A 19,322-nucleotide genomic window follows, 5' to 3' on the forward strand; every position below is an offset into this window, starting at 1 on the left:
CCAGTACCCCCGACCGGATTCGAACCGGCGCTACCGCCTTGAGAGGGCGGCGTGCTAGGCCGCTACACAACGGGGGCCCTAGCGACTCCTGTCCGGGTTTCCCCTTCCAGGAATCAGTACCCCCGACCGGATTCGAACCGGCGCTACCGCCTTGAGAGGGCGGCGTGCTAGGCCGCTACACAACGGGGGCCCTAGCGACTCCTGTCCGGGATTGCCCTTCCAGGAATCAGTACCCCCGACCGGATTCGAACCGGCGCTACCGCCTTGAGAGGGCGGCGTGCTAGGCCGCTACACAACGGGGGCTCGCACTGCGCTTCTACTTCTTCACTCGGTCCCCCACTTTACCAGTGGTTTTTCGAGAGAATTTCGCAGAAGAATTCTCGGATTTCCTCGGAAATCAGAATTCTTTGCTGGGGTACCAGGACTCGAACCTAGACTAAGGGAACCAGAAACCCTCGTGCTGCCAATTACACCATACCCCACCGTAACTCCACCCCCCGGAAGGGGTCTTGTCCGGCTCGCGCCCTCCGCTCCGGCCTCTCGGCCCTCTCGGGCGGCGCAGGAAGAACATTACCCGAAGGTGGACTGGGGTCCAAAATCGATAAGCCGCCTGGTGCCCGTGCGGCCGTACGTGCCCCATGCGCGAGGGGCCCGGTGGTCTTCGTCGAAGACCACCGGGCCCCTCGTGGCAGGGCGAACGGGCGTCAGCCGGCCAGCTTGGCCAGGGCGGCGTCCACGCGGGCCAGGGTGCGCTCGCGGCCCAGGATCTCAAGGGACTCGAAGAGCGGGAGGCCGACTGTGCGGCCCGTGACGGCCACGCGGACGGGCGCCTGGGCCTTGCCGAGCTTCAGTCCGTGCTCCTCGCCCGCGGCGACGACGGCGGCCTTGAGGGCGTCCGTGTTCCACGCGGCGCCTTCGAGGTCACCCAGCTTCTCCCGGGCCGTGCGCAGCAGGGCGTCCGAGCCCTCCTTCATGGCCTTGGTCCAGGACGCCTCGTCCTCGACGGGCTCGTCCAGGAAGAGGAAGTCGACGTTGGCCGTGATGTCGGAGAGGACGGTCAGGCGGGTCTGGGCGTGCGGGGCGATGGCCTCCCAGGCCGCCCGGTCGAAGTTCTCGGGGGCCCAGTTGGCGTGGGGGGCCTTCAGCCAGGGCTCGCAGGCCTCGGCGAACACCTTCACGTCGAGGCGGCGGATGTGGTCGGCGTTGATCGCCTCGCACTTCTTGAGGTCGAAGCGCGCCGGATTGGCGTTGACGTCCTCGATGTCGAAGGCGGCGACCATCTCGTCCATCGTGAAGAGGTCCTGGTCGGCCGAGAGGGACCAGCCGAGCAGCGAGAGGTAGTTGAGCAGGCCCTCGCGGAGGAAGCCGCGCTCCCGGTAGAGGTTGAGGGAGGCCTGCGGGTCGCGCTTGGAGAGCTTCTTGTTGCCCTCGCCCATCACATACGGCAGGTGGCCGAAGGACGGGGTGGTGCCGTTGCCGACGCCGATCTCGGCGAGCGCCTTGTAGAGGGCGATCTGGCGCGGGGTGGAGGACAGCAGGTCCTCGCCTCGCAGCACGTGCGTGATCTCCATCAGCGCGTCGTCGACGGGGTTGACGAGCGTGTAGAGGGGGGCGCCGTTGGCGCGGACGATGCCGTAGTCCGGAACGTTCTCCGGGGTGAAGGTCAGCTCGCCGCGCACCAGGTCGGTGAAGGTGATCGGCTCGTCGGGCATCCGGAAGCGGACGATGGGCTCGCGGCCCTCGCGCTCGTACGCCTCCTTCTGCCCGGCCGTGAGCTCGCGGCAGGTGCCGTCGTAGCCGGAGGGCTTGCCGGCGGCGCGGGCGGCCTCGCGGCGGGCGTCCAGCTCCTCGGTGGTGCAGTAGCAGTGGTAGGCGTGACCGGCGTCGAGCAGCTTCTTCGCGACGTCCTTGTAGAGGTCCATGCGCTGCGACTGGCGGTACGGCGCGTGGGGGCCGCCCACCTCGGGGCCCTCGTCCCAGTCGAGGCCCAGCCAGCGCATGGCGTCCAGCAGCTGCTGGTACGACTCCTCCGAGTCGCGCGCCGCGTCGGTGTCCTCGATGCGGAAGACGAGGGTGCCGCCGTGGTGGCGGGCGAACGCCCAGTTGAACAGGGCGGTGCGGACCAGGCCCACGTGGGGGTTGCCGGTCGGCGAGGGACAGAAACGTACGCGGACGTTCGCGTTAGCCACGCTTGATCACCTTGTTGGTGAGAGTGCCGATGCCTTCGATGGTGACGGCGACCTCGTCGCCGACGTTGAGCGGTCCGACTCCGGCCGGGGTGCCCGTGAGGACGACGTCGCCGGGGAGCAGCGTCATCGCCTCGGTGATGTGGACGATCAGGTCCTCGATGGAGCGGATCATGTCGCTCGTGCGGCCCAGCTGGCGCTGCTGACCGTTGACCGTGCACATGATGCCGAGGTCGCTCGGGTCCAGCTCGGTCTCGACCCAGGGGCCGAGCGGGCAGGAGGTGTCGAAGCCCTTGGCCCGGGCCCACTGCTTCTCGCGCTCCTGGACGTCACGCGCGGTGACGTCGTTGGCGCAGGTGTAGCCGAGGATGACGTCCTTGACGCGCTCGCGCGGGACCTCCCGGCACATGCGGCCGATGACGACGGCGAGCTCGGCCTCGTGGTGGACCTCGCTGGAGAAGGAGGGGTAGGCGATGGTGTCGCCGGGGCCGATGACGGCGGTCGAGGGCTTGAAGAAGGTCAGGGGCGCCTCGGGGACGGCGTTGCCCAGCTCCGCGGCGTGCTCGGCGTAATTGCGGCCGACGGCCACGACCTTGTTGGGCAGCACGGGCGGCAGCAGCCGCACCTTGCTCAGCGGGATCTTCTGCCCCGAGCGCTCGAATTCCGCGAAGGGGTGCCCCTTGATGATGTCGAGGACGGGACCGCCTTCGGTGGAGGCGTCCCCCTCCACGACGCCGAAGGCGACGTTTCCGTCGATGGAGAACCTGGCGATGCGCACGGGAGGCTTCTTCCCCTTGTCTTGCTTTGGCCGGAGTCTGACGCCCCAGGCTATCGCGGGGGGCGTGCGCGACCCGTGCGCCGCCGTGGTCCGGCGGGGTCAGCCGCCGGGCGGGGTCACTCCGCGGGGACGGCCGCCGCGGGCGCGGTCATCAGGACCGTGCGGCGCGGGTTGGCGGTGACGGCGGGCAGCTCCAGGACGTGCTCACGGCGCTCGGCGTCGGCGACGCGCAGCGACTCGGCGTCCGCCAGGTGCGCGAGCGTGGTGCGACGGGGGTTGGCGGTCTTCCGGGACGGACGAGCCGACGGTGCGGTCTTCACTTGGGGGCCTCGCGTTATCGATCTCTGGGGCGTTGACTGGACGTTTTCGCCGCCTGTGCAAAGGACCAGGCTACGGCGCGCCTATCCCCAGGCGCTGGCCGGACAAGTCATGAGGTCCTTGTGAGTTTGCTCACGAAGCAGCCGAAAAATACGGCATAGCGGACAGCGGTTTCGCCCCCACGAAACGGACATTGCCGTGCTGAACCTGACGTTCCGCTCCTGATCATGGCGACTGGGACAGCCGGACCCCTCCGAGGTCAGCCGTGTGACTCATGACAATAAGTCCGACATAAAGGGCGCAATCTTCTACGGTCCGTCACCGCTCCCCTCACCCTGGGTCACGGCTCGCGCCACCCGCCCCACCGGCCTTGTTGGGAGATCCGGCACTGTGCTGGAATTCCGGGGACCGCCAGGGGGGCACCGCGGTCCCCCCACGACTCGACACCGTCCCTCCGCTCACCCGGCGGGACGCCTGGTCCAGAGGTTGCGACGCTAGTGCAGGGACGTTTCAAGAGGGATGGCAGCGCTGCGGCGGAGCAGGAGCCGCGCGGTGCGACCGACCGCGGCACGCCCGCCGGCACGCCGGTCGACACGGCGAACGGCGGCGATGCCGCCGAACAGCCGAAGAAGGACGGCCCCACGGGGCCGGGCTCGCGAATAGCCATGCGCAACTGGCGAATCAGCACCCGTCTGATCTCGCTGCTCGCCCTTCCCGTCGTCGCGGCGACCACACTGGGCGCCCTGCGTATCGACGACGCCCTTATCAACGTCGACCAGCTCGACCACATGAAGCTCCTCACGGAGATGACCGGTAAGGCGACCCAGCTCGCCGACGCCCTCCAGGAGGAGCGCGACCGGTCGGCGGGCCCGATCGTCAGCAACAACGCCAAGGACGACCAGATCGTCGCGACGCGGCTGAAGGCCGACCGGGCCATCGACGCGTTCAAGAGCACGACCCAGAAGGTCAAGCCGAACGACCCGACGATGTCCGGTGTGCGGACCACCCTTGTCGACATCAGCAAGCAGCTCGACAAGATCAAGGCCATTCGCGGCAACGCGTACCAGGACGCGTCCATCTCGCAGACGGTCAACAACTACAACGCGCTGATCCTCTCGCTGCTGTCGCTGTCCCAGGACATGGCCCAGGCCACCAGCAACAGCGACATGATCACCTCGACCCGTGCGCTGGCGTCGTTCTCCTCCGCCAAGGAGTACGCCTCCATGCAGCGAGCGGTGCTCAGCGCCGCGCTCGCCAACCCCAAGGGCGCGGGCCTGTCGGCCAACGACCACCTCTACGGCAAGACGGCCCTGGACAACGAGGAAGAGTCCCTGCGCCGCTTCACCGCCATCCGCGCCGGTGACTCCGCCAGCCTGCTGAAGGCCCTCAACGGTGGCGACACCAACGTCACCTCGGCCAACACGTTCGCCGAGCGCGCCTTCGGCAACAACGTCGACGCGCTGAAGAACGAGAAGACCAGTTACCGCGACTGGTACGACCAGGACAGCGTCAAGCTCGAAGAGATGGCGAAGATCGAGCAGACGCTGCTGTCCCAGATGGACCAGAAGGCCCTGGAGCTTCGCGACGAGGCCAACCAGGAAGCCATCCTCAACGGTGCCCTCATCGTCCTCGTTCTGGGCATCTCCCTCGTCGGCGCCTTCGTCGTGGCCCGGTCCATGGTGCGGTCGCTGCGGCGACTGCAGGACACCGCCCAGAAGGTCGCCCAGGAGCGACTGCCCGAGCTCGTCAAGCAGCTGTCCGAGACCGACCCGCAGGACGTCGACACGTCCGTGGAGTCCGTCGGTGTGCACAGCCGGGACGAGATCGGCCAGGTGGCCAAGGCCTTCGACCACGTGCACCAGGAAGCCGTCCGCCTCGCCGCCGAGCAGGCCCTGCTCCGTGGCAACGTCAACGCGATGTTTACCAACCTCTCGCGCCGCAGCCAGGGCCTCATCCAGCGTCAGCTGTCCCTGATCTCCGAGCTCGAGAGCCGCGAGGCCGACCCGGACCAGCTCTCCTCGCTGTTCCGCCTGGACCACCTCGCGACCCGTATGCGCCGTAACGGTGAGAACCTCCTCGTCCTCGCGGGTGAGGAGCCCGGCCGCCGGTGGACCCGGCCCGTGCCTCTCGTCGACGTCCTGCGCGCCGCCGCGTCCGAGGTGGAGCAGTACGAGCGCATCGAGCTCAGCGGCGTGCCGCCGACCGAGGTCGCCGGCCGCGTCGTCAACGACCTCGTCCACCTCCTCGCCGAGCTGCTGGAGAACGCGACGTCGTTCTCCTCCCCGCAGACCAAGGTCAAGGTCACCGGTCACGCCCTGCCCGACGGCCGGGTGCTGGTCGAGATCCACGACACCGGCATCGGCCTCTCGCCCGAGGACCTCGCGGCGATCAACGAGCGGCTGGCCTCCCCGCCCACCGTGGACGTCTCCGTCTCCCGGCGCATGGGTCTGTTCGTGGTCGGCCGCCTGTCCCTGCGACACGGCATCCGCATCCAGCTCCGCCCGTCCGACTCCGGCGGCACGACCGCGCTCGTCATGCTCCCGGTCGACGTCGCCCAGGGCCACAAGCAGCCGGCCCCCGGCGCTCAGGGCGGCCCCGGTGGCGCCCCGGCCGCCGGCGCGGGCCCGCAGCGCCGTCAGGTGCCGCCGCCCGGCGGCGGCCCGCGCCCGGCGATCGTGCCGCGCGGCAACGGCGGTCCCGGCGGCCCCACCGGTGGTGCCGCCACGGGCAGCCTCTTCGACACCGCTCCGCGCGCCGGTGCCCCGGGCGCCGACGGCCGCCCCGCGCTGCCGCCGCGCGGCAACGGCGGTCCCGCCGTGCCGCCCCCGGCATCCGGTGGGCGTCCGCAGCTGCCCGCCCGTGGCGCCGCCGCCCCCGGTGACGCCGGGCGGCAGACGCCGGGCTGGAGCACCGAGCAGCAGCCCCCGGCCGCGGGACAGGGCGCGCAGGCGGGCCCGAAGAACGGCCTGTCGGGCCTGACCCGCAAGGGCAAGCCGAAGAAGGGCCGGGTCGACGACTGGCCGCTGTCCTCCGACGGCGGGCCGCGCCCCGGCCAGGAGACCCCGCGCGGTCACGACGACGTCGAGGCCACGGGCGGGTTCCCCGTGCCGGCCCCGAACGCCCCGCGCCCCGGCGGCGGCCCCGGCGACACCGCGCAGTTCCCGCCGGTCCCCGCGACGGACACCCCCCGGGGCGGCCGTCCGGACGGGCACACCGGCCAGTTCGCCGTGCCCGCCGACGCCGCGCAGGCGCCGGCCGCCGGTCCCGGTGACACCTCGCAGTTCGCCGCGCTCGACCCCTCGGGCCGGCCGCAGTCGGGCACGGGCCAGTTCGCGCTCCCGGGCGCCGGCGGCCCCGGCGAGGCTCCGGGCAGCACGAGCGGCGAGTACGACCGTCCCGCCCCGGACGCCCTGGCGACCGGTGGCACCGGCCAGTTCCCGCAGGCCGTCGCCCCCGGCGACGACCGGTCGGGCACGACCGGCCAGTTCGAGCGGCCGGCCGCCGGTGACGGCGTGTCCGGCACCACGGGCCAGTTCGCTCAGCCGGTCGCCGAGGACCCGCTGACCAGCACGACCGGTCAGTTCGAGCAGCCGGCCGCCGGTCCGTCCCCGCTCTTCGAGGAGCTGGAGTCGAACTGGTTCCGCGGCGAGACCCCGGCGGCGGGCGTGCCCGTCCAGCCGACCGACTCCGGGCGGCCGCAGGCCGACCGGGGCGACGGAGCCTCCCAGGCCGCCTGGGACTCCCCCAACGACGAGCGCTGGCGCCGGGCCGAGGCGGTCCGGGAGCCGGCGGCGGGCGGGACCACCACCTCGGGGCTGCCGCGGCGAGTGCCGCGCGCCAACCTCGTCGAGGGCACCGCCGAGCAGCAGTCCCCTTCGACGACCGGTCCGCAGGTCTCGCGCGCGCCCGACGACGTGCGCGGCCGGCTGACCAATCTCCGCCGGGGCATCCAGCAGGGACGTCAGGCCGGCAACGGTCCGACCACCGGCAGTACCAATGTTGGCCCCACCTATCAGCAGGAGCGTTAGTTGAGTCCGATGAGCCAGGCGGCGCAGAATCTGAACTGGTTGATCACCAACTTCGTGGGCAACACCCCGGGGGTGTCCCACACGGTGGTGGTCTCCGCCGATGGACTCCTTCTGGCGATGTCCGAAGGCTTCCCGCGCGACCGTGCCGACCAGTTGGCGGCGGTCGCCTCCGGCCTGACCTCGCTGACGGCCGGCGCCTCCCGCATCTTCGAGGGCGGGCCGGTCAACCAGACCGTCGTGGAGATGGAGCGCGGCTTCCTCTTCATCATGTCGGTCTCCGACGGCTCCGCACTGGCGGTGCTGGCACACCCGGAGTGCGACATCGGCCTCGTGGGCTACGAAATGGCGCTCCTCGTGGACCGGGCGGGCAATGTGCTCACCCCCGAACTCCGGTCCGAGCTCCAGGGAAGCCTGCTGAACTGACCACCGCACACCGCGATTTCCGTCCGACCGTACGGCCGAAAACCCCCCACCGGCCGCCACACGACGGCATCATTGCCATCCTGCTGTCCCGTCCGGAGGATTCATGACCCCGCCCGTCTCGCCCGGCCCGTACGGTGCTTCACACCACGCGCCGTACGGGGAAGAAGAAGACGACCAGCCGCTGATCCGCCCGTACGCCATGACGGGAGGCCGGACCCGGCCGCGCTACCAGCTCGCCATCGAGGCGCTGGTCAGCTCCACGGCCGACCCGGCGCACCTCGGTGGGCTGCTCCCCGAACACCAGCGGATCTGCCACCTGTGCCGTGAGGTGAAGTCCGTCGCGGAGGTCTCCGCGCTGCTGAACATGCCGCTCGGCGTGGCCCGCATCCTGGTGGCGGACCTGGCGGAGGCCGGCATGGTGGCGATCCACCAGCCGGGCGGCGGGGAGTCCGGCGGTACGCCGGATGTGACACTGCTCGAAAGGGTTCTCAGTGGACTTCGGAAGCTCTAGCGGAGGCGTCGGCCGCTCCACCACGTCCGCGAAGATCGTGGTGGCGGGCGGCTTCGGCGTCGGCAAGACCACGTTCGTCGGCGCGGTCTCGGAGATCAGTCCGCTGCGCACCGAAGCCGTGATGACGTCCGCCTCGGCGGGGATCGACGACCTCAGCCACGTCCAGGACAAGACCACGACCACCGTGGCGATGGATTTCGGTCGAATCACCCTCGATGACGACCTGATCCTGTATCTGTTCGGTACGCCGGGTCAGGACCGTTTCTGGTTCATGTGGGACGACCTGGTCCGCGGTGCCATCGGCGCCGTCGTCCTGGTGGACACCCGCCGTCTCGCCGACTGCTTCCCGGCGGTCGACTACTTCGAGAACAGCGGTCTGCCGTTCGTCGTCGCCCTCAACGGCTTCGAGGGGCATCAGCCCTACGGTCCCGAGGAGGTCCGCGAGGCCCTCCAGATCGGTCCGGACACGCCGATCATCACGACCGACGCGCGCCACCGGCACGAGGCGAAGAGCACTCTGATCACGCTCGTGGAACACGCGCTGATGGCACGGCTGAAATAGCGCCGTCCCGGTACCCGGTTATGACGGTGCGTAAGTTGTGGCATTGACCACGCGCGCACTTCGGAGTTCATAACGTTTCGACAGAGAATCGGCCGGACGCGACCACTCGTCGCGTCCGGCCGATTGCGCTCCGCACACGGCCCGCCCGCCATTTGGCGCGGCTCGGCCTTAATGCCCGTTTTATGTCGGGCAAATCGCGGCCTTCACGGGCTCTGTCCGTTGTTTGGATTGCACCTGTCCAACGTGCTGGAATTCCCGGACTGAGCAGTCACGGCTCAGCAGATGAACGGCACAGCATCAGGTGCCGACGCCGAGAGGTTGTTGGTCGAGTGAGGCGAAGAAAGACGGGCGCCGCGCAGCAGACGCGGGACGCGCGGGGCAACTTCACCCCGCCGTCGCGCACAGCGGTGCCGCCTTCCGACATGCCCGATTCCCCCGTCGCGCCCAAGGGCGGCGGCAGCAGATTCTCGCCCCGCAACTGGCGTGTGCCGGTGCGCCTGAACGCGATCCTCCTGATCCCGGTCCTCGTGGCCCTGGTCTTCGGCGGTCTCGATGTGAAGAGCCGCGTCGACACCTGGAGCGAGGCGGCGGACGCGGCGAACACCGCGCGTCTGGTGCGGGCGGCGGCCACCTATGCGCACGCCGTGATCGACGAGCGCGACATCAGCGCCAAGCCGCTGCTCGAGGGCCAGACCGACGACGCGAACGTCAAGAAGGCCCGGGCCGCGACGGACTCCGCGCGCGCCGAGTTCGACGACGCCGTGAAGAAGATGCCGGACACCCCGAGCCTCAAGCGCCGTCTGAAGGCCGTGCGGGACGCCGAGCCGACGCTGCCCAAGCTGCGTTCGGCCGCGTACACGCCCGCCCTGGAGGGCGCGAAGACCGAGGACGGCTACGGCGCCATCCAGCGTCCCCTCATGGCCTTCACCAATGAGCTGGGCCTGGGCACCGGCAACGTCACCTCGTACGGCCGCATGGTCTACGCGGTCTCCCTGGCGAAGGCCGCCGAGTCGCTGCAGCGCTCCATCGGCGCCCATCTGCTGATCAAGCCCGGTGACGCCGCCAACCAGAAGACCCTCCAGACGGCCTTCTCCTCCTACAACTTCCTCGAGTACATCGCCCGCGGCGAGTACGAGCAGGGCGGTACCGACGACGACATCAAGCGTCTGCAGTCCGCGCTGTCCACCGAGGCCCAGGTCGAGGAGCAGGACAAGATGGCCGCCGCCATCATGTCCGGCGCCACCCCGGCCCAGCTGAAGGCCAAGGGCGTCACGCCCGAGGCGTGGCTCCAGGCCTCCACCGCGAAGTTCAGCGCGTACCGGACGGTCGAGGAGCACCAGATCGACAAGGCCGTGGACGAGGCGGAGAGCGTCGCCTCCCAGGCCACGCAGGACGCGATCGTCAACTCCTCGATCATGGTCCTGGCCCTGCTGATCGCGTTCTTCGTGGCCGGCCGGATGGCCCGCTCGATGAGCCGCAGCATGCGCAGGCTCCGCACCGCCGCCTTCGACGTGGCCGAGCAGCGCCTGCCGGCGCTGGTCGACCAGCTCTCGCGGACCGATCCCGGTCAGGTCGACACCCGGGTCGAGCCGATCCCGATCACCACCCGTGACGAGATCGGCGAGGTCGCCCGCGCCTTCGACCAGGTCCACCGCGAGGCCGTGCGACTCGCCGCCGAGCAGGCCGGTCTCCGGGGCAACGTCAACGCGATCTTCACCAACCTCTCGCGCCGCAACCAGAAGCTGATCGAGGGCCAGCTGGACCTCATCACCGACCTGGAGAACAACGAGGCCGACCCGGACCAGCTGGAGAACCTCTTCCGCCTGGACCACCTGGCCACCCGTATGCGGCGCAACGGCGAGAACCTCCTCATCCTCGCGGGCGAGGAGCCGGGCCGCCGCTGGGACCAGCCCATCCCGCTGGTGGACGTCCTGCGGGCCGCCACCTCCGAGGTGGAGGCGTACGAGCGCATCGAGCTCAGCGGGCTGCCCGAGGCCGAGATCCACGGCCGGGCCGTGACCGACCTCGTCCACCTGCTCGCGGAGCTGCTGGAGAACGCGACGTCGTTCTCCTCCCCGCACACCAAGGTGCGCGTCACCGCCACCCGTATCCCCGACGGCCGGGTGATGGTCGAGATCCACGACAAGGGCATCGGCCTGACCGCCGAGGACTTCGCGGACATCAACCACCGGCTGGCCAACCCGCCGACCGTGGACGTCGCGATCGCCCAGCGCATGGGCCTGTTCGTGGTCGGCCGGCTGGCCGGACGCCACGGCGTCCGCGTCCAGCTGCGCCCCTCGGGCGAGCAGGCGGGCACCACCTCGCTGGTGATGCTGCCGGACGCCATCACCCACGGTGGCGGTGGCGAGGACCAGGCCGAGGACGACTTCACGGTCTCCCAGATGATGCCCGAGCAGCAGCTCCAGCAGCAGGTGCAGCAGGCGCCGGCGGGCCACGCCCCGACCGCCGCCGAGCTCGGCTTCGACGACTCCCGTTACGAGCAGCACCCCGACGCCACCGGTTCCGGTGCGGGGATGGACCCGGTGGGCCGTTCGCTGATGCGTGACCAGCGCCGCGCGGCGCTGGGGCAGGCCGCCGAGAACCGTCCGCTCTTCCGCGACGAGGTGCCGCAGCAGCAGGGCTTCGAGCAGCCGGACCCGTTCGCACAGCCGGACCCGTTCGCGCAGCCGGAACCCTTCGCTCAGCCGGACCCCTTCGGGCAGCCCGAGGCGTTCCAGCAGCCGCAGCACGCGCAGCCGCAGGAGCCCATATCCACGGAGCCCCAGGCTCCGCGGCAGTTCGACGGGACGGGCTACCCGGAATCCGCCTACGCGGATCCGGCGGCACCCGGCCAGCAGACCTACGGCGACAGCTACGCCCCCGGTCAGCAAGGGCAGTGGACCGAGCCAGGTCCGTACCAGCAGGAGTACGGACAGGGTTACGCAGCGGAACCGGAATCCCGGCCGTCCGCTGACACGGCCCAGCCGGAGCGCGTAGAGTTCGACCGTCCGGGCCCCGCCTCGAGCGGCTCCCCCTCGCTGACCGGGTCCGGTCTGCCGCGCCGCGACAAGCGGCGGCAGCAGGACGGAACGGGCGAGGAGGCCACGAGGGACGGCGGAGAACCCGAGCAGTACCGGCAGGAGGTCCCACCGCGACCCGCGGAGGGCGACAACTCCGACTGGAAGTCGGCCAACGACGAGCGCTGGCAGCGTGCCGGACAGCTCAAGGAGCCGAAGGCCGGCGGCGTGACCCCCTCCGGTCTCCCCCGCCGGGTCCCCAAGGCCAATCTGGTCGAGGGCAAGGCGGAACAGACCACGCAGACGGGCCCGCAGGTCTCCCGCGCCCCGGAGGACGTCCGCGGCAGGTTGGCCAACCTGCGCCGGGGCATCCAGCAGGGACGCGAGCGCGGCACGGACTCCCCGGAGTATCCGGCGGGCACCGCGCATCAGCAGCATCAGCAACACGACCAGGGCTTCGGCCCCGGCGGCACCTACGATCAGGAGCGTTAGTGTGAGCCCGATGAGCCAGGCGGCGCAGAACCTGAACTGGTTGATCACCAGTTTCGTGGACAACACCCCAGGGGTGTCCCACACCGTCGTGGTCTCCGCCGACGGACTCCTTCTGGCGATGTCCGAAGGGTTTCCGCGGGACCGCGCCGACCAGCTGGCGGCGGTCGCCTCCGGCCTGACCTCACTGACCGCCGGTGCCTCCCGCATCTTCGAGGGCGGCCCGGTCAACCAGACCGTGGTGGAGATGGAGCGCGGCTTCCTCTTCATCATGTCGGTCTCCGACGGCTCCGCGCTCGCGGTGCTGGCGCACCCGGAGTGCGACATCGGCCTCGTGGGCTACGAGATGGCCCTTCTGGTGGACCGGGCGGGCAATGTCCTCACCCCCGAACTCCGGTCCGAACTCCAGGGGAGCCTTCTCAACTAATCAAGAGGCAGTGCGTTTCGCGCCACCGCGCCGTAGGGTGCGGTGGCGCGACCGGCAGCAGACAGGCAAGTTGGAGGAGGAAACGTGGCAACGCCCCCCGGCGGTTACCCGTATGGCAGTGACCAGCAGGCTCAACCCCCGTTGAACCGCTTCGACTTCCCCTCCTCGCCAAGCCACCACGCCATGCCGGAGCAGCAGCGCGCCGCGCACGTACCGCCTCCGCCCCAGCAACACCGGCGCGCGTCGTCGTCCCCCTCGGGCGGCAAGCACAACCCGCTGGTCCGTCCCTATGCGATGACCGGCGGCCGGACCAGGCCGCGGTACCAGCTCGCCATCGAGGCACTGGTGCACACCACGGCCCAGCCGTCCCAGCTCCAGGGGCAGTTGCCGGAACACCAGCGCATCTGCCATCTGTGCCGTGAGATCAAGTCGGTCGCCGAGATCTCGGCACTCCTGTCCATTCCCCTCGGCGTCGCCCGAATCCTCGTCGCCGACCTGGCGGAGGCCGGACTCGTCGCCATTCATCAGCCCGGCGGCGACGCGTCCGCCGGCGGTCAGCCTGACGTGACATTGCTCGAAAGGGTGCTCAGTGGACTTCGGAACCTCTAGCGGCGAGGCAGCCCGCTCCACCACCTCCGCGAAGATCGTGGTCGCGGGTGGCTTCGGCGTGGGCAAGACCACGTTCGTCGGCGCGGTCTCGGAGATCAACCCGCTGCGCACCGAAGCCGTGATGACCTCCGCCTCGGCGGGCATCGACGACCTGACCCACGCGCCGGACAAGACCACGACCACCGTGGCCATGGACTTCGGCCGTATCACCCTGGACCAGGACCTGATCCTCTACCTCTTCGGTACGCCGGGTCAGGACCGCTTCTGGTTCATGTGGGACGACCTGGTCCGCGGTGCCATCGGTGCCGTCGTCCTCGTCGACACCCGCCGTCTCGCCGACTGCTTCCCCGCGGTCGACTACTTCGAGAACAGCGGTCTGCCCTTCGTCATCGCCCTCAACGGCTTCGACGGGCACCAGCCGTACACCCCGGAGGAGGTCCGCGAGGCCCTCCAGATCGGTCCGGACGCGCCGATCATCACCACGGACGCCCGGCACCGCAACGAGGCGAAGAGCGCCCTCATCACGCTCGTCGAGCACGCGCTGATGGCGCGGCTCCGCTAGTTCGGATGCGAAGAGGTCCCCGCACTCCTTCAGGGAGTGCGGGGACCTCTTCGTTTCCGCCTCTTCGTCTCCCCGGCACCGCTCACCGAACGCACAGGGCCCCTCACCGGTCGGTGAGGGGCCCTGTGTCGCGTCAGCGCGCGTTCGTCGTCAGCCCTGCCAGCTGTGCGGCGCTCTGAAGCCGGAGCTGCGCTCCAGGCGGCGCCAGGGGGCCGTGGTGCGGCGGGGACGGACGGGGGCGGCGGTGTTGTTGCCGGCGGCGGCACGGGCGAGGAGGACGGCGGTGACGGCCGCCAGTTCCTCGGCGTCGGCCGTGCCCTTCTCGACGCGTACGAGCGTGTCGTTCATGCGAATGTCTCCGATTGCTGAAGTACGGGACGTCTTACTGGGGCGGGTTGCCGTGCTTGCGCGCCGGCAGGTCCGCGTGCTTGTTCGCGAGCATCGCCAGCGACCGGATCAGCACCGACCGGGTCTCGACGGGGTCGATCACGTCGTCGACCAGGCCGCGCTCGGCCGCGTAGTACGGGTGCATGAGCTCGGCCTTGTACTCCTTGACCATGCGGGCGCGCATGGCCTCGGGGTCGTCCGCCTCCGCGATCTGCTTGCGGAAGATGACATTGGCCGCGCCCTCGGCGCCCATGACCGCGATCTCGTTCGTGGGCCAGGCGAAGGTGAGGTCCGCACCGATCGACTGCGAGTCCATCACGATGTACGCACCGCCGTAGGCCTTGCGCAGGATCACCGAGATCCTGGGCACGGTGGCGTTGCAGTAGGCGTACAGCAGCTTCGCACCGTGCCGGATGATCCCACCGTGCTCCTGGTCCACACCCGGAAGGAAACCGGGTACGTCCAAAAGAGTGATGATCGGGATGTTGAAGGCATCGCACATCTGGATGAACCGTGCGGCCTTCTCCGACGCCTCGATGTCGAGGACGCCCGCGAGGGACTGCGGCTGGTTGGCGACGATGCCGACGACCCGGCCGTCCAGCCGGGACAGGGCGCAGATGATGTTGGTCGCCCAGCGCTCGTGGATCTCGAGGTACTCGCCGTCGTCGACGATCTCCTCGATCACCTTGCGCATGTCGTACGGGCGGTTGCCGTCGGCGGGGACCAGGTCCAGCAGGGCCTCGCCGAGCCGGTCGGCGGGGTCCTCGCTCTCCACGCGGGGCGGGTTCTCGCGGTTGTTCTGCGGGAGCAGCGAGAGGAGGTAGCGGACCTCCTCCAGGCAGGTCTCCTCGTCGTCGTAGGCGAAGTGGGCCACGCCGGAGGTCTCGGCGTGGACGTCCGCGCCGCCGAGGCCGTTCTGGGTGATCTCCTCGCCGGTGACCGCGCGCACGACGTCGGGACCGGTGATGAACATCTGGGAGGTGTCGCGGACCATGAAGACGAAGTCCGTGAGCGCCGGGGAGTAGGCGGCGCCGCCCGCGCAGGGGCCGAGCATCACGCTTATCTGCGGGATGACGCCGGAGGCCTTGGTGTTGCGCTGGAAGATGCCGCCGTAGCCGGCGAGCGCCGAGACGCCCTCCTGGATACGGGCGCCGGCGCCGTCGTTCAGGGAGACCAGCGGGGCACCGGCCGCGATGGCCTTGTCCATGATCTTGTGGATCTTGGTGGCGTGGGCCTCGCCCAGCGCGCCGCCGAAGATCCGGAAGTCGTGCGCGTAGACGAAGACCGTCCGGCCGTGCACGGTTCCCCACCCGGTGATCACACCATCGGTGTACGGGCGCTTGGCCTCCAGCCCGAACCCGGTGGCGCGGTGCCGCCGCAGCGGCTCCACCTCGGTGAAGGAGCCCTCGTCGAGCAGAAGTTCAATGCGCTCGCGAGCGGTCAGCTTCCCCTTGGCCTTCTGCGCCTGGGTCGCCCGCTCGCTCGGACCTCGCCGGACCTGCTCGCGGATGGCGTGCAGCTCGGCGACGCGCCCTCGGACGTCACTCGCCTCTACGGGCGCACCTTCGAGATTGCTCATGGAAAGACGGTACGTGGCGGGCCGCCCGGAACATCATGTCGGTTCCACACAACGTCGCGCGTGTTTTCGTGGGCAGGCGGCACAGAACGCCGCAGGGGTCTTATCAGCTCCCCCGGCGCCAGGGCGGGTCCCACGCTGTGAACACCCCACAAATATGGCCCGGGCCTGCCGTCATCCGGGTGTCTTGACCAGGGATCCTCACCCGGGCCGGCGGGCGGGCCGGAGTGCCAGCCGGCAGCCGTGCGGGGCGCAGGCGGTGCCCGGCCGGATCCTCAGCCGCACCAGGGACCCCGTTTCCAGCACCTCCACGGTGGGGTCATGCGATGTGACGTTCCTCACAGGGTAATGCCAGATGAGCTCGATGGGATCGCCGGTGCGCAGGGGGCCCGCGATGTGGAGCGTCGCGGTGGGGCCATTGTGGCGCAGGAGTACGGAGGCGGGGGCGTCCGAGGTGAGGGGGCCGGCGGTGCCGGGGGCCCAGAAGTTGGCGGCGGTCAGGCGGAGGGAGGGGACGTGGACGGCCTGGAGGTCCCGGGTGTTGGCGAGGACGGTGAGCCAGCCGGGGTCGGCGGCGCGGTCGGCGAGGGCGCCGGGGCTCGCGCCGGGCATCAGGAGGTGGACGTGGCGGGCGTCCTCGGGGTCGACGCCATGGGGGCGCAGGAGGGTGAGGTAGCGCCGGGTGAGGGGGGTGGGCGAGCCGTCGGCGTTGATGTCGCGCCAGGCTCCGGTCCGGGCCTCGCGCAGGGCCGTGAGCGGGGCCCCGCCGGGGAAGACATAGCCGCCGTGCCCGGCGAGGTGGGCCCAGTGGACCCGGTCGAATGACTCGGCCCAGCCGTCGTGGGCGGGCTGGGTCTCACCGTCCACGGTGAGGGCGGGGGTGGCGGTGGCGCCGAGGTTGCGGTTGTCGACGACCGTCTCGACGTCGGTGCCGTCGCGGGCGGCGATCCCGGCGTCGAGGCAGATGACGGCGTCGTCCACGCAGAACCAGGACTTACGGGCCTCCAGGGTGGAGCCGAGCCCTTTGAGGTGCTGTCCGACGGCCGCGTACTCCCCGTCGGTGACGCCGCCGACCCAGCGCACCGCCGGTCTGGGGGTGCCCCAGCCGCCGCCCTGGTTGTCGGCGAGGGGGACGGCGGAGACGGTGGTGCCGGGCAGCCGGTAGGGGTCGACGGTGGGCCAGAACGCGTCGGTGTACTGACCGCCGCCGTGGCCGGCGGCCCACCAGGTGAGCATTCCGGCGCCGGTGTGCCAGCCGCGCGGGTTCTCGCCGTTGCCGTTCTCGTAGTGGGTGACGCGGTCGGAGGCCATGGCGACGGCGGCGGTCCAGCCGGGGCGGCGGTGGACGGCCCGGTCCATGGCGAGGAAGAGGCGGTGGCCCACGGGCTCGGGGGCGGCGGGCGCGGGTCCGGCGGCGACCGCGGCGAGACGGGCGAGGTCGGCGACGCCGAACTGGGGGTCGGTGAGGACCGGGCTGGTGGTGTCCCGGGCGATCCAGCCCTTGATCATGGCGTGCCGGCGCTCCCGCTCGGCGGGGCTCTCGTCCGCCGCGAGCAGGGCGATGGCGGCCATGAGGGCGTGGCCGCGCTGGTGGTCGCTCTGGACGGGCCCGTCCGGGTCGTCCGCGCGGACTCCCCTGCTGATGGCGCGGCCGGAGACGCAGTCCATCACCAGGCCGTCGTGGATCAGTGGCGCGAAGGCGTTCTCCACGCTGTCGTGGATGATCCGCCGGTTGGGGTCGGTGACCTCCCAGCGCGAGCCGCGCAGCAGGGCGAAGAGCCGGGCGAGCCCGTCGAGGAGCACACAGCCGTAGGTGCCGGAGTAGGCGACCCAGGTGTGCTGGATGAACGAGCCGTCGGCGTAGAGCCCGTCCCCCTTGAGGACGTGGGGGAAGACCGGGGAGAGGGCGTCGCGGGCCAGGGCGACCTTGGCGGCGTCCTCCCCGAGAACGCCGCGCAGGGCCACGACCCGGCACAGGTCGACGCGGTTGGCGCCGGTGCTGGTGCCCGTGTAGGGGCCGATCGCCGAGTCGGGTACGAAGTGGTCGACGGCGGCCAGCAGCCGGGCGCGCCGGTCCGGGCCCACCGCGTCGTGGAGGAGGGCGGCCGTGTCCAGCAGCAGCCGGGGGCTGCCGATCTGCCACTCCCACCAGTTCCCGTAGCGGACGGTCCCCGGGTGGTAGACGCGCTCGTGGAGGTGGTCCAGCCCGGCGAGGACGTCGGCGGCGAGGCCGGGGTCCCCGGTGAGTCCCGTGCCGGGCTGGGCGTGGGCCTGAGCCATGGTGAACAGCCGGGCGTAGCTGCGGGTGATCCCGGCGGGCGGGTCGAAGGGGGCGTCGGGCCAGAGCGAGCCGGCGGCCGGGCGCATGCTCGCGCGATGGGCGCGGGCCTGGTCCCCGGTGCGGCGCAGGACGGTGGCGTAGGGCTCGGCGGCGGGGTCGAAGCCGGTGCCGAGCGTCAGCTCGCGCCAGCGGCGGCGCGGCCCGGCGAAGTCGCCGTCCGGACCGGCGACGGCTGGACCGGCGACGGCGGCCAGCCCGGCGACGGCGGCTTCGGGGAGTGCGGCGCCCAGCCCGAGGGCGCCGAGGGCGGAGGCGGCGAGGAAGCCGCGGCGGGTCCATGCGGGGGTGGACGACGGCACGGCGCACACGGTGGCACGGGGGGCGCGTGGGAGGCAATGGCGCCCGCCGGAGGGCTTCCGGCCGAAATTCCCTCTCGGATCCCCCTCCCAAATGTTGAATGTTGAACCAGATCACGCTATCGTCAATCTCGTTGAACGTTAAACAACCTTCAACCGTCTCGACCCCAAGGAGCAGTCATGGGCCTCTTCACCCGCAAGCGGGACACCGCCCCCACCGCCGCGACCGCCACCGCCGTCCTCGACACCGACCCGGCCCTCGCCGCGCTGACCGGCGACTACACCATCGACCCGGCCCACAGCAGCATCGGCTTCACCGTGCGCCACGCGATGGTCACCAACGTCAAGGGCTCCTTCCTCCAGCACGAGGGCACCCTCCACCTCGACGGTTCCGACCCCTCCCGTTCCACCGCCGCCATCGACATCAGGATCGACAGCGTCGACACCGGCATCAAGGACCGCGACGCCCACCTGCTGAGCGGCGACTTCTTCGACGCCGGCACGTTCCCCCTGATGACCTTCCGCTCCACCGCCGCCGAGCGCGTCGGCGGCGACCGCTACCGGCTCACCGGCGACCTCACCATCAAGGACGTCACCCGGCCCCTCTCCATCGACCTGGAGTTCAACGGCTCGGCCACGGACGTCTACGGCAGCGAGCGCGTCGGCTTCGAGGGCGGCGTCGAGATCCTGCGCTCCGACTGGGGCCTGACCTGGAACGCGGCCCTGGAGGCCGGCGGTGTGATGGTCAGCGACAAGGTGAAGCTGACCTTCGACATCTCCGCGGTGAAGACCGCCGCCCAGGCCTGACCCCC

15 protein-coding genes and 4 tRNA genes are annotated in these 19,322 nt (G+C 70.7%); 9 read left to right on the forward strand and 10 right to left on the reverse strand.

The window, feature by feature from the left end; translation table 11 throughout:
• Window positions 1–4 precede the first annotated feature (4 nt).
• The 7 genes from ACFYZR_RS10140 to ACFYZR_RS10170 form a co-directional block, all read right to left on the reverse strand.
• Window positions 5–77, reverse strand: a tRNA-Glu gene (locus tag ACFYZR_RS10140).
• Window positions 78–117: 40 nt separating this feature from the next.
• Window positions 118–190: transfer RNA gene (locus tag ACFYZR_RS10145), tRNA-Glu, on the reverse strand.
• Between the two features lie 40 nt (window positions 191–230).
• Window positions 231–303: transfer RNA gene (locus tag ACFYZR_RS10150), tRNA-Glu, on the reverse strand.
• 107 nt (window positions 304–410) lie between these two features.
• Window positions 411–482, reverse strand: a tRNA-Gln gene (locus ACFYZR_RS10155).
• Window positions 483–704: 222 nt separating this feature from the next.
• The gene (gene gltX / locus ACFYZR_RS10160) at window positions 705–2,189 is read right to left on the reverse strand and encodes a glutamate--tRNA ligase (RefSeq protein WP_391907699.1); all 1,485 of its coding nucleotides are present in this window, start codon (window positions 2,187–2,189) and stop codon (window positions 705–707) included.
• Window positions 2,182–2,964 carry a fumarylacetoacetate hydrolase family protein gene (locus ACFYZR_RS10165; RefSeq protein WP_391907702.1) on the reverse strand — a complete coding sequence of 261 codons (783 nt, stop codon included), beginning with the start codon at window positions 2,962–2,964 and terminating at the stop codon, window positions 2,182–2,184. The genes gltX and ACFYZR_RS10165 overlap by 8 nt, the downstream gene beginning before the upstream one ends.
• Window positions 2,965–3,080: 116 nt before the next feature.
• Window positions 3,081–3,284, reverse strand: a complete 204-nt coding sequence (locus tag ACFYZR_RS10170) for a hypothetical protein (RefSeq protein WP_391907705.1) — start codon at window positions 3,282–3,284, stop codon at window positions 3,081–3,083.
• Between the two features lie 495 nt (window positions 3,285–3,779).
• Between ACFYZR_RS10170 and ACFYZR_RS10175 the strand changes: the two genes are divergently transcribed.
• The 8 genes from ACFYZR_RS10175 (at window position 3,780) to ACFYZR_RS10210 (ending at window position 13,910) form a co-directional block, all read left to right on the forward strand.
• Window positions 3,780–7,310 carry a nitrate- and nitrite sensing domain-containing protein gene (locus ACFYZR_RS10175; RefSeq protein WP_391907708.1) on the forward strand — a complete coding sequence of 1,177 codons (3,531 nt, stop codon included), beginning with the start codon at window positions 3,780–3,782 and terminating at the stop codon, window positions 7,308–7,310.
• 9 nt (window positions 7,311–7,319) lie between these two features.
• On the forward strand, window positions 7,320–7,733 hold the full coding sequence (locus ACFYZR_RS10180) for a roadblock/LC7 domain-containing protein (protein WP_126918237.1): 414 nt from the start codon (window positions 7,320–7,322) through the stop codon (window positions 7,731–7,733).
• 103 nt (window positions 7,734–7,836) lie between these two features.
• Window positions 7,837–8,244, forward strand: coding sequence for a DUF742 domain-containing protein (locus tag ACFYZR_RS10185; protein WP_126916258.1), 408 nt, complete (start codon window positions 7,837–7,839; stop codon window positions 8,242–8,244).
• Entirely contained in the window at window positions 8,225–8,806 is a 582-nt protein-coding gene (locus ACFYZR_RS10190; protein WP_311615498.1) for an ATP/GTP-binding protein, read from the forward strand. The genes ACFYZR_RS10185 and ACFYZR_RS10190 overlap by 20 nt, the downstream gene beginning before the upstream one ends.
• A gap of 329 nt (window positions 8,807–9,135) precedes the next feature.
• Window positions 9,136–12,315: a nitrate- and nitrite sensing domain-containing protein gene (locus ACFYZR_RS10195; RefSeq protein WP_391907712.1), complete on the forward strand. Its 3,180-nt coding sequence runs from the start codon at window positions 9,136–9,138 to the stop codon at window positions 12,313–12,315.
• A 10-nt stretch (window positions 12,316–12,325) separates the two neighbouring features.
• Window positions 12,326–12,739, forward strand: a complete 414-nt coding sequence (locus ACFYZR_RS10200; protein WP_126918236.1) for a roadblock/LC7 domain-containing protein — start codon at window positions 12,326–12,328, stop codon at window positions 12,737–12,739.
• Window positions 12,740–12,823: 84 nt separating this feature from the next.
• Window positions 12,824–13,348 (forward strand): DUF742 domain-containing protein, encoded by a 525-nt coding sequence (locus ACFYZR_RS10205; RefSeq protein ID WP_391907715.1) that lies wholly within the window; start codon window positions 12,824–12,826, stop codon window positions 13,346–13,348.
• Window positions 13,329–13,910, forward strand: a complete 582-nt coding sequence (locus ACFYZR_RS10210) for an ATP/GTP-binding protein (protein ID WP_099201035.1) — start codon at window positions 13,329–13,331, stop codon at window positions 13,908–13,910. The genes ACFYZR_RS10205 and ACFYZR_RS10210 overlap by 20 nt, the downstream gene beginning before the upstream one ends.
• 150 nt (window positions 13,911–14,060) lie before the next feature.
• On the opposite strand, the gene ACFYZR_RS10215 is transcribed toward ACFYZR_RS10210, so the two are convergent.
• The 3 genes from ACFYZR_RS10215 to ACFYZR_RS10225 form a co-directional block, all read right to left on the reverse strand.
• Window positions 14,061–14,258, reverse strand: a complete 198-nt coding sequence (locus ACFYZR_RS10215) for an acyl-CoA carboxylase subunit epsilon (RefSeq protein WP_126916254.1) — start codon at window positions 14,256–14,258, stop codon at window positions 14,061–14,063.
• Window positions 14,259–14,292: 34 nt separating this feature from the next.
• A complete protein-coding gene (locus ACFYZR_RS10220; protein ID WP_391907720.1) occupies window positions 14,293–15,876 on the reverse strand; it encodes an acyl-CoA carboxylase subunit beta in 1,584 nt (527 codons plus the stop codon).
• A 198-nt stretch (window positions 15,877–16,074) separates the two neighbouring features.
• Window positions 16,075–18,513, reverse strand: a complete 2,439-nt coding sequence (locus ACFYZR_RS10225) for a polysaccharide lyase 8 family protein (RefSeq protein ID WP_391907723.1) — start codon at window positions 18,511–18,513, stop codon at window positions 16,075–16,077.
• Window positions 18,514–18,690: 177 nt separating this feature from the next.
• Between ACFYZR_RS10225 and ACFYZR_RS10230 the strand changes: the two genes are divergently transcribed.
• Window positions 18,691–19,317, forward strand: a complete 627-nt coding sequence (locus tag ACFYZR_RS10230; protein ID WP_391907726.1) for a YceI family protein — start codon at window positions 18,691–18,693, stop codon at window positions 19,315–19,317.
• Window positions 19,318–19,322 lie beyond the last annotated feature (5 nt).

The sequence above is a fragment of the Streptomyces sp. NPDC001678 genome (assembly GCF_042892945.1).
GTDB lineage: Bacteria > Actinomycetota > Actinomycetes > Streptomycetales > Streptomycetaceae > Streptomyces.